Annotated in this window: 13 protein-coding genes; 2 read left to right on the top strand and 11 right to left on the bottom strand. The window is 66.2% G+C overall.

From position 1 onward, the window contains the following. Positions 1-3: 3 nt before the first annotated feature. From JOF57_RS05660 to JOF57_RS05640, 5 genes are all read right to left on the bottom strand, one after another. Positions 4-2655, bottom strand: a complete 2652-nt coding sequence (locus JOF57_RS05660) for a valine--tRNA ligase (RefSeq protein WP_209914564.1) — start codon at positions 2653-2655, stop codon at positions 4-6. A gap of 94 nt (positions 2656-2749) precedes the next feature. Continuing rightward, positions 2750-3358: a DUF937 domain-containing protein gene (locus tag JOF57_RS05655; RefSeq protein ID WP_209914561.1), complete on the bottom strand. Its 609-nt coding sequence runs from the start codon at positions 3356-3358 to the stop codon at positions 2750-2752. A 115-nt stretch (positions 3359-3473) separates the two neighbouring features. Beyond that, positions 3474-4724 carry a saccharopine dehydrogenase family protein gene (locus JOF57_RS05650; RefSeq protein ID WP_209914558.1) on the bottom strand — a complete coding sequence of 417 codons (1251 nt, stop codon included), beginning with the start codon at positions 4722-4724 and terminating at the stop codon, positions 3474-3476. A 10-nt stretch (positions 4725-4734) separates the two neighbouring features. After that, the gene (locus tag JOF57_RS05645) at positions 4735-6714 is read right to left on the bottom strand and encodes a S9 family peptidase (protein ID WP_209914555.1); all 1980 of its coding nucleotides are present in this window, start codon (positions 6712-6714) and stop codon (positions 4735-4737) included. Positions 6715-6740: 26 nt separating this feature from the next. Further along, complete coding sequence (locus JOF57_RS05640) at positions 6741-7352, bottom strand: hypothetical protein (protein WP_209914553.1); 612 nt, start codon at positions 7350-7352, stop codon at positions 6741-6743. Positions 7353-7489: 137 nt separating this feature from the next. On the opposite strand from JOF57_RS05640, the gene JOF57_RS05635 reads away from it, so the two are divergent. Further along, a complete protein-coding gene (locus tag JOF57_RS05635) occupies positions 7490-8638 on the top strand; it encodes an FAD-dependent monooxygenase (RefSeq protein WP_209914551.1) in 1149 nt (382 codons plus the stop codon). A gap of 2 nt (positions 8639-8640) precedes the next feature. On the opposite strand, the gene JOF57_RS05630 is transcribed toward JOF57_RS05635, so the two are convergent. From JOF57_RS05630 to JOF57_RS05605, 6 genes are all read right to left on the bottom strand, one after another. After that, on the bottom strand, positions 8641-9114 hold the full coding sequence (locus JOF57_RS05630; protein WP_209914549.1) for a transglycosylase family protein: 474 nt from the start codon (positions 9112-9114) through the stop codon (positions 8641-8643). Positions 9115-9357: 243 nt separating this feature from the next. Beyond that, positions 9358-9681, bottom strand: a complete 324-nt coding sequence (locus JOF57_RS05625; RefSeq protein WP_307869966.1) for a transglycosylase family protein — start codon at positions 9679-9681, stop codon at positions 9358-9360. 1053 nt (positions 9682-10734) lie between these two features. Continuing rightward, entirely contained in the window at positions 10735-11298 is a 564-nt protein-coding gene (mobA, locus tag JOF57_RS05620; RefSeq protein ID WP_273544656.1) for a molybdenum cofactor guanylyltransferase, read from the bottom strand. Positions 11299-11326: 28 nt separating this feature from the next. Then, positions 11327-12409: a 2-oxoacid:ferredoxin oxidoreductase subunit beta gene (locus JOF57_RS05615; RefSeq protein ID WP_209914544.1), complete on the bottom strand. Its 1083-nt coding sequence runs from the start codon at positions 12407-12409 to the stop codon at positions 11327-11329. Continuing rightward, the gene (locus JOF57_RS05610; RefSeq protein WP_209914542.1) at positions 12406-14358 is read right to left on the bottom strand and encodes a 2-oxoacid:acceptor oxidoreductase subunit alpha; all 1953 of its coding nucleotides are present in this window, start codon (positions 14356-14358) and stop codon (positions 12406-12408) included. Before JOF57_RS05610 ends, JOF57_RS05615 begins: the two co-directional genes overlap by 4 nt. Before the next feature lie 340 nt (positions 14359-14698). Next, positions 14699-15547 carry a PfkB family carbohydrate kinase gene (locus JOF57_RS05605; RefSeq protein WP_209914538.1) on the bottom strand — a complete coding sequence of 283 codons (849 nt, stop codon included), beginning with the start codon at positions 15545-15547 and terminating at the stop codon, positions 14699-14701. A 169-nt stretch (positions 15548-15716) separates the two neighbouring features. Between JOF57_RS05605 and JOF57_RS05600 the strand changes: the two genes are divergently transcribed. Then, positions 15717-15965: a hypothetical protein gene (locus JOF57_RS05600; protein WP_209914535.1), complete on the top strand. Its 249-nt coding sequence runs from the start codon at positions 15717-15719 to the stop codon at positions 15963-15965. Positions 15966-15984: the final 19 nt, after the last annotated feature.

Genomic DNA, 15984 nt, shown 5'->3' with positions numbered 1-15984 from the left:
TCCTCATTTGAGTCCGGCCAGGCGGGCAGTGATCCGCTCGACCTCTTCGGAGGCCAACTGCTGGCGGCCGCGGATCTTTTCGACGACATTGTCGGGCGCCTTGGACAGGAACTCCTCGTTTCCGAGCTTGGCCGTCGTGGTGGCAAATTCCTTCTGCGCGGCGGCCAGATCCTTCTCCATCCGGCGCCGCTCGGCCGCGACATCGACGGTGCCCGAGGTGTCCACCTCGACGAGTACCGTGGCCTGCGCCAGACGCACCTCGACCGAGGCCGACGGGGTGAATCCGTCACCGGCATCGGTCAGCCAGGCCAGTGCGGTGACCGCGGGCAGTTGCTCGGTCAGGCCGGCCTCGGCGATAGCCGACAGGCGGGCCGGGACCCGCTGCCGGTCGGCCAGACCCTGGTCGCTGCGGAAGCGGCGAACCTCGGTGATCAGCTTCTGCATGTCGGCAATGTGTTGTGCCGCAACCGGATCGAGCGCGATGCCCGACGCTTCTGGCCACTGCGCGATGACGATCGACTCGCCGTCGGTGAGCGTCTTCCACAGCGTTTCGGTGACGAACGGCATCACCGGGTGCAGCAGTTTGAGCAGGGCGTCGAGGACAGCCGCCAACACCCCTGTCGTGTGAGCCACACCCTCACCCAGCTGCACCTTGGCCAGTTCCACGTACCAGTCACAGAATTCGTCCCAGGCGAAGTGATACAGCGATTCGCAGGCCCGGCTGAACTCGTAGCTGTCGAGCGCACCGTCGACCTCGACACGGACCTCTTCGAGCCGACCGAGGATCCAGCGGTCGGCGTCGGTCAGGTCGGCGGCAGCGGGCAACGGAGCGGGAGCGGCACCGTTCATCAACGCGAAGCGGGTCGCGTTGAACAACTTGGTGGCGAAATTGCGCGATGCGCGAGCGTGGTCCTCACCGATGGACAGGTCACCGCCGGGGCTGGCCCCACGTGCCAGGGTGAATCGCAGAGCGTCGGCGCCGAACTTCTCGACCCAGTCCAGCGGGTCGATGCCGTTGCCGCGCGACTTGCTCATCTTGCGGCCGAACTCGTCGCGGATCAGGCCGTGCAGGAAGACGTTCTCGAACGGCACCTGCGGGGGGCGCGCCCCATCGAACGTGATCGCCGGATCATCGGCGACGAAGGTGCCGAACATCATCATCCGGGCCACCCAGAAGAACAGGATGTCGTAACCGGTGACCAGCACCGACGTCGGATAGAACTTGGCCAGTTCGGGGGTGCGCTCGGGCCAGCCCATGGTGGAGAACGGCCACAGCGCCGAAGAGAACCAGGTGTCGAGGACATCGGGGTCCTGCTCCCAGCCCTCCGGCGGGGTCTCGTCGGGGCCGACACACACCGTCTCGCCGTGGGGACCGTGCCAGATCGGGATCCGGTGGCCCCACCACAGCTGCCGGGAGATGCACCAGTCGTGCATGTTGTCCACCCAGGCGAACCATCGCGGCTCCAGGCTCGGTGGGTGAATCACGGTGTCGCCGTTGCGCACCGCATCGCCCGCCGACTTGGCCAGACCGTCCACCTTGACCCACCACTGCAGGGACAGACGTGGCTCGATGGGTTCACCGCTGCGTTCGGAATGTCCGACGCTGTGCAGATAGGGCCGCTTCTCTGCGACGATCCGGCCTTGTTCGGCCAGCGCCTCGCGCACCTTGACCCGCGCCTCGAAGCGGTCCATGCCGTCGAACTGGGTTCCGGTGTCGGCGATCCGGCCCTTGCTGTCCATGATCGTCGGCATCGGCAGCTGATGGCGCATGCCGATCTCGAAGTCGTTCGGGTCGTGCGCGGGGGTGACCTTGACTGCGCCGGTACCGAATTCGGGGTCGACGTGAGTGTCCGCCACCACGATCATCTCGTGGTCGACGAACGGGTGCGGCAGGGTCTTGCCCACCAGGTCGCGGTAACGCTCGTCGTCGGGATGCACCGCGATCGCGGTGTCACCGAGCATGGTCTCGACCCGGGTGGTGGCCACGATGATGTGCGGCTCGTCGTCGTTCATCGAGCCGTAGCGGAACGAGACCAGCTCGCCCTCGACGTCTTCGTACTTGACCTCGAGGTCACTGATCGCGGTCTCCAGCACCGGCGACCAGTTGACCAGCCGTTCGGCCTGATAGATCAGGCCGGCGTCAAAGAGCCTCTTGAAGATCGTGCGCACGGCACGCGACAGGCCCTCGTCCATGGTGAAGCGGTCGCGGCTCCAGTCCACACCGTCACCGAGGCGGCGCATCTGCCCGCCGATGGTTCCGCCGGACTCACGCTTCCAGTCCCACACCTTCTCGATGAACAGCTCGCGGCCGAAGTCTTCCTTGGACTTGCCGTCGGCACCGAGTTGCTTCTCCACCAATGTCTGGGTGGCGATCCCGGCATGGTCCATGCCCGGCAGCCACAACACCTCGAAGCCCTGCATGCGCTTGCGCCGGGTGAGGGCGTCCATGAGTGTGTGGTCGAGCGCGTGGCCCATATGCAGGCTGCCGGTCACGTTGGGCGGCGGCAGCACGATCGAATACGGCGGCTTTTCGCTGGCCGGATCGGCGGTGAAGTATCCGGCATCCACCCAGCCCTGGTACAGGTCGGCTTCTACCGCGGCCGGATCCCAGGATTTGGGGAGGGCATCGGCACGATTGTCAGGGGTGGCGGTCACCGAGCCATTCTAAGAAGGACGGGCCCAAATACGCGAAAGCCCCCGATACCCGGTGCGTTCACCGGGCGTCGGGGGCCTTCGAGCTGGAGTTGGGCTACTTCTTGCCGCCGAGCAGACCGCCGAGGATCTCTCCGATGGCGTTGCCCTGGCTGCCACCGCCGCCGAGCACGCTGCCCAGGATGCTGCCGAGCGGGTTGTTCGCGGCACCGCCGCCGGTCGCGCCGCCCAGGATGCTGCCGAGGATGTCCCCGAGCCCGCCGCCGGAAGCCTGAGCCTCGCCCGCGGGTGCGGCGTTCTTCTGGGCGAACTGCTTGCCGATGTAGGCCAGCACGATCGGCGCCAGGATCGGCAGCAGCTTCTTGATCAGATCGCCGCCGGCAGCGCCCGTACCCGCCAACGCCGACGCGACCTGATTGCTGTCGTTGCCGCCGAAGATCTTCGAGACGATCTGGTTGCCTTCTTCGGCGTCGACCTGGTCGACGGCCACGCCGCCGTCGAGGAGGCCGCTGACGCCCTGTGCGCTGACCGCCGACTCGAGGTCACTGGAGTCGATGTTGTCAGCCTGTACGTTCTCAGCCACTCCGCCGACGAGCGCAGGAACCAGGGTCTTGATGGCGGCGTTCACCTCGCCTTCATCGGCACCGAGCTTGCTTGCAATATCCGCCACCGGGATCTGCGCGAACAGATCATCGAGACCGGCCATTTTTCATCCCACCTTCGTTGCCGACGTACTTGAAGTCCTCACCAACGACACTAGCCGAATCCGATCTTGCCCCACACGGGTTCGACTCAGGCCGATGCATCCATGTCGTGCCAGCTCAGCCCAGGGCAGCGGTTTCCAACGTCACGCCGGCGGCCGGTAGCCGGGTCATGAGCGCATCGCCCATCGCGGCCACCGGCGTCAGCACGCCCCGCAGCTCCGAGAGGGCATCACGGTCGGTAGCCAGCGCAAGTCCGCACTCCCCGAGCAACACTGCTGTCGCCTTGTATCCGGGATCTCCTTGCTGAGCGATGGTTGCCACATAGCGGGCACCCGATGTGGTGGTCGTGTACGTCTCGATGCAGTAGTGGCCGCGCTCGCGGGTCCGCTCACTGGGACCGGTTCCGGGTTTGGGCACAAGGCGCTCGACCAGTCGGCGGGGCAACCGGTTGAAGTAGCGGCCCCCCACACCGAGAGTGAAGGCGTTGGACCCGGTCATCGCCGCGGCGGCCAACGGCGCCACCACCGACCGGCCCACGCTCATCTGCTCGGCGTACTCGAAGCGGCGACCATAGGCATAGTCCAGTAATGCGTTGCTGCGCCGCACGATTCGGCTGTTGGGCGCCGCCATGGCGAAAGCCCCGGTCCAGTACCCGGCAAGCTCGGGCGCGATCTCACCGCCGCGACGCCACCGGACATCGGGCTGAGCACCCAGTTCGGGCTCGGCCGCACGGTCCGGGCTGAGGGTGTAGGGATCGTTCATCAGCGCCCTGGCCTCTGGATCCGACGACAGCGTGTCGAGCAGTTCCAGCATCGAGGCGACGGTGCCGCCGGACACACCGCCGGCGAAGGTACGCACCACCAGGTTGGTGTCACAGAGTTGGCCCGCGTCGTCTGCGGTAGCTCGCCGATGGAGTGCGTACACGGTGAGATCGGATGGCACCGAATCGAATCCGCACGAATGCACGATTCGCGCACCGGTGTCGACCGCCTGCTTGTGATACAGATCGATGCTGTCGCGGATGAAGGTCGTCTCACCGGTGAGATCGGCGTAGTCGGTCCCGGCCGCGGCGCAGGCGGCCACCAGCGGCATGCCGTAGCGGGCGTAGGGCCCCACCGTGGTCACCACGACCTGGGTACGCGCGGCCATCGCGTCGAGGGAGGCCGGGTCGGTCGCGTCAGCGGTCAGCAGCGGCCACGATTGCGCACCGGGTCCCAGTCCGTCGCGGATGGCCCGCAGTCGCTCCTCGGAGCGGCCGGCCAGGGCGATCCGGGCCGGTCCCCCGGCTCGGGCGAGATACTCCGCGGTCAGCTTGCCGACGAATCCCGTGGCGCCGTAAAGCACCAGATCAAACTCACGCTGGGTCACGTTCCCGACGCTACCCGAGCAGTTCCGGCGGCCGCGCCGGTTCGCCGCGTAGGTGCTCGCCCAAGAACGCGGTGACCACCTGGTACCAGATCTTGGCGTGCTGCGGGGCCAGCACCCAGTGGTTCTCGGTCGGGTAATACAGGAACCGGTGTGGGCTTTCACCGTTGTCATCAGCAGGCAGACCCGAGTAGGTCAGCAGCTCGTACCACAGCCGCAGCGCCTCGCCGATCGGAACGCGATAGTCCTTGTCGCCGTGGATGACCAGCATCGGAGTAGCGATTTCACCGACGGACCGGTGCGGCGAATTTTGATGTGTCATCTGCTCGGTCATTTCACGAGCCCACCAGTACGCACCATCGGTGGTAGGCCCGAACTGGTCCAGCGCCCACAGGCCGGCATGGGAGACGACCGCATCGAACCGATCGGTGTGCCCGGCGATCCAATTGGCCATGTAGCCACCGAACGAGCCGCCCATCGCGGCGGTCCGCGATGCATCGACACGTGGATGTGCGCACGCGGCATCGGTGGCGGCCATCAGGTCGGTGTAGGGCTCGCCACCCCAGGCGCCCCAGCCGCGGGCGATGAAGTCTTGTCCATAGCCAGTGGACAGCCCCGGATCCGGCATCAGCACCGCGTATCCCTGTGCGGTGAGCAGCCACGGGTTCCACCGCCAGTGCCAGCTGTTCCAGCTGCCCAACGGCCCGCCGTGAATCCACAGCACCAGCGGGGCCGGCTCGTCCCCGGCGGGCAGGGTGAGCCAGGACCTGATCGGGGTGCCGTCGGCCGCGGTCGCGGTCACCTCGGTCAGCGTGCCGGGCAATGCGGGCGCGTCGACGCACGGCAATTCGGTGACAGTGCCGTCGGCATCGATGCGGACAGGATGCTGCGGCACAGCGTACGAGCTGCGCAACGCATAGATCACGCCACCGGGTGCGGGCCTGACGTCGGAGTAGGTGAAGTCGTCGTCGGTCAGTCGAGTCACCGCCCCCGAGGCGGGGTCGACGGAAAAGATCGGACCGCGGCCACCGTCGTCGGCCGTCACGATCAGCGCCGACGAATCCGGCGTCCACGCCACCGAGGACGGCCACCGATCCCAGTCCGCCGTCAGCTCCACGGGATCTTCACCGAACCGCATGCGGCTCAGCGTGATCCGCGGCGGCGAGTCCGGGGTGGAATGGGTCTCCCTGGTGAAGGCCAGGGCGTGGCCGTCCGGCGCGATCACCGGGTGTTCCAGGTCCGCTCCGGGCTCTTCGGCGATCTTGGTGCGCTCCCCGGTGGCCCGGTCGATACGCACCAGGGTCCACCGCATTGCCGAGCCCGGGCCCGGCACCTGCCAGGACGTCACCACGAATCCGCCGTCGGCGCTGAGGTCGAAGGTCGCCTCCCGCAACGCCGCGCCCGGGTCGGCGGTCAGGTCCCGCCGCCCGTCGGAGTCGGCGCCGAGGTCGAAGAGGTGGGGTTGGTCCGGGCCGAGGTCGTGGTCCCACTGCCGGATCGGGTAACCGGTGTGCAGGATCGCCGACACCTTGTTTTCCTTGCGCGCCTCCCGCCGCGCCTTGTCGTCGTCGACTCCGGCCGATGACGGCAGCAGAGGCGCGGTCACCACCGTCGCGTCGGCGGCGCGGGCACTCACGGCCGCGGTGACGCCTCCGGGCATCGCCAGCACCTCGAATGCCTCGCCACCGCTCGCGGGGAGACGCCACAGGGCCGCGGGCGGCTTGCCCTCGTCTTCGCCGGGACGCACCGCCAGGAACAACAGATCACCGTGAGTGGTGAACACCGGCGCGGACTCTCCTTTGAGTCCGTGGGTCAGCCTGCGCGCCGGCTCCAGTCCTGCAGGGTCCAATTCCCATATGGCACTGAGAAATTCGGTGCGCTTGTCATTGAGCGTGCTGACCGTGGTGACCAGCCGCGAACCATCCGGCGACACCGCTAGACCTGATACCCGGGGCAAGGCGAAGTAGTCGTCGAGATCGTCGAAGGCCGTCATGGCTCCCCACGGTAACGGTGCAGCGGTCAGACCACCTCGGTGATCGCTCCGGTGACGTCCGCCCGAACCTGCTTGCTGCTGCGCTCGCCCTGGACGTTGATGAAGACGATCACGTTCTCATCGAACGGCATGTTGCGCTTGATACTTACCGTCTGGACCTTGCCGTCAGGGATCTCGCTGGCCGCCACGGCGCCGTCGATCGCGGCGACGATCGCACTGGTCGGCACGTCGGAGGAGGCGAACAGATTCTGTTGCAACGCCTCGGTGTCGTCGTCATAGTCGATGGGGCGTGGCGGTGCGACCACGCCGGACGTGTAGCTCCATTCGTTGAGCTCGGCCGGGGCGTTGGGGTCGATGGCCTCGACCTTGAGTACGCCGGGCGCGATCACGACGTCGACCACCTGCATCGGGTTGGCGCCGACCTTTTCACCGATCGCCGCGTAGGCGTTGTCGATGCCCTCCGCGGTGAACAGGTTGCCCGACACCGCTTCGGTGATCTTCTCGGTGCCTGAGGCGACGACCTTCTCGGCCGCCCCGGCGGCCGCGTCCCGGATATCGATCACCTTCGAGCAACCACTCAGTGCCGCGGCGGCAATCAGTGTGGCGCCGAGCGCGATACCGAAGCGGGTGAGTTTCATCTGACCTCATTCATTTGTTCCGTCCCGGCGAATTCGGCGCGGGAACCTGTAGACACACTGCGAGAACGCTGGAAGGCTACCCATTCCGACGCCGACCGTGGTGAGTCGCCCGTACCCGGCCCGGCTAGATTCGACCGATGGCACAGTCCGTCCTGGTCGTCGGCGCAGGCATCACCGGCCTGGCCACCGCAGTCGCGTTGCAGCGTCACGGGTTTGAGGTGTCTGTCGCCGAGGCTCGTACCGACACCACCACAGGTGCCGGCATCAGCATCTGGCCCAACGCGCTGGCGGCGCTCGACGAGATCGGCCTCGGCGACCAGGTGCGCGCGTCCGGCGGGCGGGTCACCGCGGGGGCCATGCGCTGGCACGACGGCACCTGGCTGCGTCGCCCGGCTGCCGACCGGATGATTCGAGCGCTCGGCGAACCGCTCGTGGTGATTCATCGAACGGCGTTGACCGAGATCCTCACCGGGGCGTTGCACCCGGGCACCGTCGAATACGGGGTCGGCGCGCAGACACTCGACGTACACGACGGCGCGGTGCGGGTGCAGATGTCGGGCGGAACTGTGCGGGCGGTGGCCGCGGTAATCGGCGCCGACGGAGTCGATTCCACCGTGGCGCGTCACCTCAACGGACCGCTGGAACGTCGCTACGCCGGGTACACGGCCTGGCGCGGGGTAGCCGACCATGCCATCGACCCCGAACTCTCGGGCGAGACGATGGCCCCCGGAATGGAGGCCGGCCATGTGCCCCTCGGCCCCGACCACACGTACTGGTTCGCCACCCAACGGGCTCCGCAGGGACACCGGAACGCCGACGGGGAGCTGAAGCACCTGCAACGGATCTTCGGCGGCTGGGCCGACCCCATCCCGACCCTGCTCGCCACGACCGATCCCGATCAAGTGCTCCGCAACGATCTCTACGACCGGGCCCCGGCCCGCTGCTGGGCCCGGGGGCCGGTGGTGATCGCCGGGGACGCCGCCCATCCGATGCGCCCGCATCTCGGCCAGGGCGGCTGTCAGGGGTTGGAGGATGCCGCCATCCTGGCCGCCCTTGCGGCCGGGGGCCCAGATCTGGCGACCGCCTTCTCCCGATTCGCGACCGTGCGACGCAGACGCGTGATGGCGATCGTCCGGGAGTCACAGTTCATCGGCCGGGTCGTGAACCTGCGTCCGCAGGTACTCAGCGCCGCTGCCACGCGGGCGTCAGTATTGGTGCCCGAGGTCGTGTTGACCCGGCATCTGGCCTCGATCGCCGCGCGCAGGGCATTCACCCCCGTGCGCTGAGCTCAGCGCGGCACACCGAACGCGGTCAGCGGGTCCAGGAAGGTCGTGCAGATCCGACGCAGGTCGAAGATTCCCAGCACCGCGCCGGGACGCACCGCCTGGCAGCCGGTCGGAGCGGTGGGCGCCGCCCAGCCCGCCGGCGCTCCGCCGCGGGCGCCGCACTTCGGCCAGGCCCCGATCCCCTGGGTGGCCAGGACGTTCTCGGCGACGCGGATCTGCTCTTCACGGGACGCCGAGGCAGGCGATCCGAATCCGCCGTTCGAGGCCCAGGTGGCCGGTTTGAACTGCAGACCGCCGTAGTGGCCGTTGCCGGTATTGATGGACCAGTTGCCGCCCGACTCACAGTCGGCGATCGCATCCCAGTTCACCGTGTCCGCGCCGGCGGTCGCCGTTACCCCCAACAGGGGCGTGAGCATAAGCCCGGCCGACGCTGCGGTAAGCCAGAAAGCCCTGTTCAAAGTCCTTCTTATGGTCATCTCACGGCCCTTCCCCGACCTTTGACACCAGGACCGCGGCAGATGCCGATCACGTTCGTGCAACTGTGCGGTCACTAATAGGTTCGTGTGACCAACGTCACGCGTTACAGGGGAGGCTGAAGTTTCATCGGAGGTTCTCGGGGCTGGAGTAACCCGAGAGCATTCTGATGAAACAGAAGCGGTGCCGGGCAACAGCCCGGCACCGCTTCGTATCAAGTATTTATTTGTGCTGGTGGCGCTGTCCTAGCCGCGCCGACCGCAGGTCGGCCACGCGCCGATGCCCTGGCTGCGCAGCACGTTCTCGGCGACCCGGATCTGCTCCGAGCGCGAGGCCTGGTGCGGCGAACCGGAACCACCGTTGGAGCGCCAAGTGCCCATGTTGAACTGCAGGCCACCGTAGTAGCCGTTACCGGTGTTGATCGCCCAGTTGCCACCCGACTCGCAGGCTGCGACCGCGTCCCAGTTGACGCTGTCCGCATTGGCGGTACCGGCGCCCAGAGCCACGGGAGCCACAGCGAGTGCTCCGGCGATGATGCCCATTCCAAACGTCTTGCGGATGTTCTTCACGTTGTTCCTTTCGCCAAGCGCGCACCATCCACACCCGCTCACACGGGTGCGGCGGCCTGACTCCAGGCCGGAGGGGTTGGTTCGCGCCGTCTCGGTCGGGCACGAAAGGGAGGGCCACAGTGCCCGGCCCAGGATCAGACCCAGGCCCCCGCGTCGGGCGTAATCGCCACCGCGGCCCCACTCACACGCAGGTTCATGCTGTTGAAATTGTTTGCTCCGTATCGGAGACGCTTTGGACCGTACAAAGGTCTCGAAGAGAAGTCATCTCGATGTAGAAGCGATAGCGGGAATATCACGGACAGATAACGAGGCGCCGGACGAATCGTTCGTGCAGGTCAGCGGGGCGGCGCCGCCGTTACCATTTCGTGATCGGCGCAAACTTAACGTGAGGCAGATCACGCATTTTTTGTGAACTGGCCCACTTGATTTGGGTGCGGCACTGCGGGCAAACAACGCCTGAGACAACAAATATGCTGGTAGATGCCATCGACGAGTGTCACGCCGGGCCGAACCGGGGCGATTCTGTTCGCTGCAGAAGTCCAGCCCTCGTAACCCGGGCCTGCTTCCGATCATCCTGGCGCACAAGGGATATCGAGCCCGTAGGCCACTGCGTCCGGGCCGGACTGCAACGTGCTCGACGCCCGCGGAGATGGTAACTGACGGTCTAAACATCTTGAACTACAAGAACTTTCGTCGATACATCCAGAATTGTCAGCCTGCCCGGCCAACTCTGCGGCGCGACTCGCAATCACTCAGATCCGACAAACCGAGCGGTCAGGGGTGTTGTGACACAAACTTAGACAGACTGAGCACATGCCGGAGCGAATAACGGGAAGAGTTCCCGGACTGCTCGGTAACATGAATGTTATTGAACGCCAGCGACTTTCGCGCACACCCGACGTTCACCCACTGATGACGTTTCCTGAATTAATCCGGCTTCCGAGACCCCAAATGCGGTGAAATAACCGACCAATTATCTCGAAACGGTAAATAGCGTCGAGTTCTGATGCGAATTCACAATTTGCTGAGCTATATCTGCCCGATAGTTCACGCTCAGGCCAGGTCGGCCGCAGTGTTCACGTTCGTCAGCCCTCGCTGCGGTGGCATCACGATCCGCTGCGTGTCGACGGACTCAGCCAGCGCGCGCATGCTGCGCCGGCCAGCGTGCACCAGGGCCGCGATCTGCTCGGTGAGCGCGCTGCGATAGATCCCCGCCAGGTAATGCGACCTGCCGTCCCAGGGCAGCACGATATCGGCCGGCACCCGATCGGCGGACGCCGCCAGGACGTCGATCAGTTCGGAATTCAGATACGGCATGTCGACCGCGCAGACGAAGGCGCGATCCAGGCCGGCTTCGGCGGTGGCACGTAGCCCACGGCCGGTCGCCACCAGCGGCCCGACGCCACGCACCTCGTCGCGCAACACCTCAGCACTCAGTTCAGGCAGTGGCTGGCCGGGCGCGGCGATGACAAAAACCGGTGAGCACCGCGTACTCACGGCGGCGACCACATGCTCGACCATCGTCGAACCGTCAAACGGCAGCGTCGCCTTGTCGCGCCCCATACGGCGCGAAGCCCCACCCGCCAGAACTACCGCGGCGAGCGGGGCTGTGCACAGATTGTTTCGGTCGGTCTGCTCAGCGCAACTAGTCGACTGTCCAGGTGTCTTTACCACGCAGCAAGGATTGCAGAGCCGCGGTGTCATGGGGCTTGGATTCGATCGCCGTGTTGACCTGCTGGCGCGCGGCGTCGTCGTAGGCCGGTCGACTGACCTTCCGGAAGATACCCATCACCATGTGATCGAGGTTCTGCTCGCTCAACCGTGACAGCGCGAATGCGTAAGCCGGATCGTCGATCTCGGCATTGTGGACCACGATGTCGTCGGCTGCAACCTCGGCGGTCTTGGCGACCTCCAGGCTGAACCCGGACCTGACCACGCAGTACTCGCCATCGGTACCGAACTTGATCGGCTCACCGTGGCTGACGTTGATCAGCCGCTCCTCGGCGCCTTCCTTGCGCAACGCGTCGAACGAACCGTCGTTGAAGATCGGGCAGTCCTGCATGATCTCCACCAGTGCGGCACCGCGGTGCTCGGCCGCACCGCGCAGCACCTCGGACAGACCCTTGCGGTCGGAGTCCAGTGCGCGGCCCACGAAGGTGGCCTCCGCGCCGAGCGCCAGCGACACCGGGTTGAACGGGTAGTCCAGCGAGCCCATCGGGGTGGACTTGGTGACCTTGCCGACCTCGGAGGTCGGCGAGTACTGGCCCTTGGTCAAGCCGTAGATCCGGTTGTTGAACAGCAGGATCGTGAGGTTCACGTTGCGGCGCAGCGCGTGGATCAGGTGGTTGCCACCGATCGACAGCGAGTCGCCGTCACCCGTGACGACCCACACCGACAGGTCCGGACGGGCCAGAGCCAGGCCGGTGGCGATGGTCGGCGCGCGACCGTGGATCGAATGGAAACCGTAGGTCTCCAGGTAGTACGGGAACCGGCTGGAGCAGCCGATGCCGCTGATGAACGCGATGTTCTCGCGCTTGAGGCCCAACTCCGGCAGGAAGTTGCGGATGGTGTTGAGGATGACGTAGTCACCGCAACCCGGGCACCAGCGGACCTCCTGGTCACTGGTGAAGTCCTTGCCCTTCTGCGGCTGGTCGGTGGTAGGCACCAGGGCGTTCTTGGTCAACGCCCCTTCGGTCAGCCCCAGATCTGCGCCGATCAGGTCAGTCATGCGTCCGCTCCCACAGCATTCGACTCAGTTGGTTCCTCGATAGTGGCCGCCGCCAGCCTCGCGAACTTGGCCTTGTCCGCTTCCTTCTCGGCCAGCGTGCCATCCAAGGCGCTGTCAATGATGCCTTCGACCTCATCGGCGAGGAAGGCCATGCCCTCCACCTTGGTCACCGACTGGACGTCGACCAGGTATATGCCGCGCAGCATCAGCGCCAGCTGACCGAGGTTCATCTCCGGCACCACCACCTTCGGGTAGCGGCGCAGCACCTCCCCGAGGTTGGCCGGGAAGGGATTGAGGTGGCGCAGGTGGGCCTGGGCGACCTTGACGCCGTTGCGGCGGGCCCGCCGGCAGGCCTCGCCGATCGGGCCATAGCTGCTGCCCCAGCCCAGCATCAGCAGTTCGGCGTCGCCGGTGGGGTCTTCGACCTCGAGGTCCGGCACCGTGATGCCGGCGATCTTCTCCTGGCGCAGCCGCACCATGAGGTCGTGGTTCTTGGGCTCGTACGAGATGTTGCCCGAGCCGTTGGCCGCCTCAAGACCACCGATCCGGTGCTCCAGGCCCGGGGTGCCCGGCACCGCGAACTGGCGGGCCAGGGTCTCGGGATCGCGCGCGTACGGCGCGAACGGCTCACCGGCCTTGGCCAGCTTGTGCTCGATCGGCTCGTAGGTGCTGATATCCGGGATCTGCCAGGGCTCAGAGCCGTTGGCGACGGCTCCGTCGGACAGGATGATGACCGGGGTGTGGTAGTCGATCGCGATGCGCGACGCCTCCACCGCGATGTCGAAGCAGTCCGACGGTGACTTCGGGGCCAGGATTGCCACCGGCGATTCACCGTTGCGGCCGAACAGCGCCTGCAGCAGGTCGGCCTGCTCGGTCTTGGTCGGCAGACCGGTCGACGGGCCACCGCGCTGCACATCGACGATGAGCAGCGGCAGCTCGGTCATCACGGCCAGGCCGATCGCCTCGGACTTGAGCGAGACACCCGGACCCGACGTGCTGGTGACACCCAGCGCGCCGCCGTAGGAGGCACCGATGGCTGCACCGATGCCGGCGATTTCGTCCTCGGCCTGGAAGGTCAGGACGTTGAAGTTCTTGTGCTTGGACAGCTCGTGCAGGATGTCCGACGCCGGGGTGATCGGGTAGGTGCCCAGCACCACCTGGATCTGCGCGAGGTGTCCAGCCGCCACGATGCCGTAGGCCAGCGCGGTGTTACCCGAGATCTGGCGGTAATCACCGGATTTGAGCTTGGCCGGGGCCACCTCGTAGGTGACCGCGAAGGCCTCGGTGGTCTCGCCGTAGTTCCAGCCCGCCTTGAGCGCCAGCACGTTGGCCTCGGCGATCTCGGGCTTGCGGGCGAACTTCTCCCGGATGAAGGCCTCACTGGCCTCGAGCTCGCGGCCGTACATCCACGACAGCAGGCCGAGGGCGAACATGTTCTTGGCGCGCTGGCCGTCCTTCTTGGTGGCGCCGATCGCCTCGACGGCACCCAGGGTCAGCGTCGTCATCGCGACGGAGGTCACCACGTAGTCGGACAACGTGTCATCCTCTAGCGGATTGGCGTCGTATCCGACCTTTGCGAGGTTCCGCTTGGTGAACTCATCTGAGTTGGCAATGATCAGGCCGCCGCGGGGCAGATCCGAGACATTGGCCTTGAGTGCGGCCGGATTCATCGCCACGAGCACGTCGGGGCGGTCACCGGCAGTAAGGATGTCGTAGTCGGCGATCTGGATCTGGAACGACGACACACCGGGCAGGGTGCCCTGTGGCGCGCGGATCTCGGCCGGATAGTTCGGCTGGGTCGCCAGGTCGTTGCCAAACAGTGCAGCTTCAGAAGTGAAGCGGTCACCGGTCAGCTGCATACCGTCGCCGGAGTCGCCGGCGAAGCGTATGACAACCTTCTCGAGCTTCTGCCGCGGCGCGGCGCCAGTGCCGTTGCCGTTCTCACCCACGGCTACCGCCTTTCACACTGCTTAGACCACGTCTTTCCGGGCCGCTGGCACGTAACCTGCCGCCGGATCGAACGTCCACCGAATTTTGATGTCACTACCAGTACCGATTATTGCACTGCTCTTAGGGTGCGATTCACCGCGCATCCCCCCGACACGCGGGTGAAGTCACGGCGAAGATGCTGCTCGAGTGCGTGAACAAGCCCGGGTTGAGACAAAACTGTGGTTTTCGTCACGTTTAGGAGAATGCCATTCTCTAAGGAAAAAGCTACCGGTCGGTAGCTCCCCGCTAGCAGCGCCAAACGCAAACTTGACACATGTCGAGTTTAGCCTCGGCCTACGTTCACCCGTGATCGGGGGTACCGACATGCACCCGCTTGTCCAACTCCCGCGCCACGAGCGCGCTCGCCGCCTCCGCGGCGCGGTCCGGAGCATGGCCCGCCGCGCGGTGCGCGACATAACAGGCGGTGAACATGTCCCCCGCCCCCGTGGTCTGGACATCCAGCACCCGCCAGGCAGCCGGCACTCGTTGCACCGCACCGTCGACGTAGATGTCACATCCCGCCGAGCCGTAGGTCACCAGGATCTCCGCGACGCCGAGTCGTTCCGCAGTCGACCCGTCGAACGCGCCGTCAGCGACGATCACCGCCTCATCCTCGGCGAGTTTGAGGATGTCGACGTTGACCAGCAACTCTGCGGGAAAGTCACGATCCTCGACCAACGGACCCAATCGGTCGGCCCGCACCAGGCCCTGCCCGTCATAGGCGACCCGATGGCCGCGCGCCGCCAGGGCAGCGAGCGTCGCGGCCGGGAAATCGGTGCGCAGCAACGGAGCCAGATGCACCCATGTCGTCGCCGGATCGGCCGCGTCGACCTCCGCCTCAGTCCAGACCGGGCCGATCGCCCGCACACCGATATGTCGGTGATCGGTGTCGTCGTAGTCGAGGCTGAACGAACTCGTCGCCTCCGACGGCAGGATCTGCACCAGCGACCCGAACCGCGCGCGAAGCCCGTCGAACAGAACGTGATCGCGTTCGGCACCCATCGCGACGATCCGGCCGGGCCCACCCGCCGCCTGCAGAGCGACTCCGGCAAACGAAGCACATCCCCCCGGGCTGGGCGGCGCCCCATTGATGGTGTCGATCGCGAGGTTGCCGAGCACGGTTACCCCGGGGACCAGCTCTCGTGACATGGATGAAGTCTCCCCGGCCGGGCCGATCTCCGCGCTCTCCGGCACCGTCCGGCCCCGACCCGAGATCGAAATGCGACTCAGTCGCCCCGATGAACATGGAATGCCGCGCGCCGAAGATGCATTCAATTAACATAGAGGTTCAATGCAAAGACGACGGAGGTCATGGGAAATGCGCACGGATTCGAGAACCAAGCTTCTCCTCGGCACCGCCGGATTGACGGCAGTCGCAGCCATGGCCGTACTGGGCGTCGAAACGGCCCAGGTCGACACCGCACCCGAGATGTCCGTTCCCGCCGCCGAACCCACCATGCACTTCGGCGAGACCGTGACCCAGTCCGCAGCGCCGTCAGCGCCCGAGACATCCGCCGCCACACCACCGGTCAAGGCCCAACCAGCCCCCACCGCTGAGCCCGGATAAATCGGCGCACCCCGATCCG

The organism is Mycolicibacterium lutetiense (genome assembly GCF_017876775.1).
GTDB classification, from domain to species: domain Bacteria; phylum Actinomycetota; class Actinomycetes; order Mycobacteriales; family Mycobacteriaceae; genus Mycobacterium; species Mycobacterium lutetiense.
Note: the sequence above shows the minus strand (reverse complement) of the source record. Positions and strands in the feature narration are given on the sequence as shown.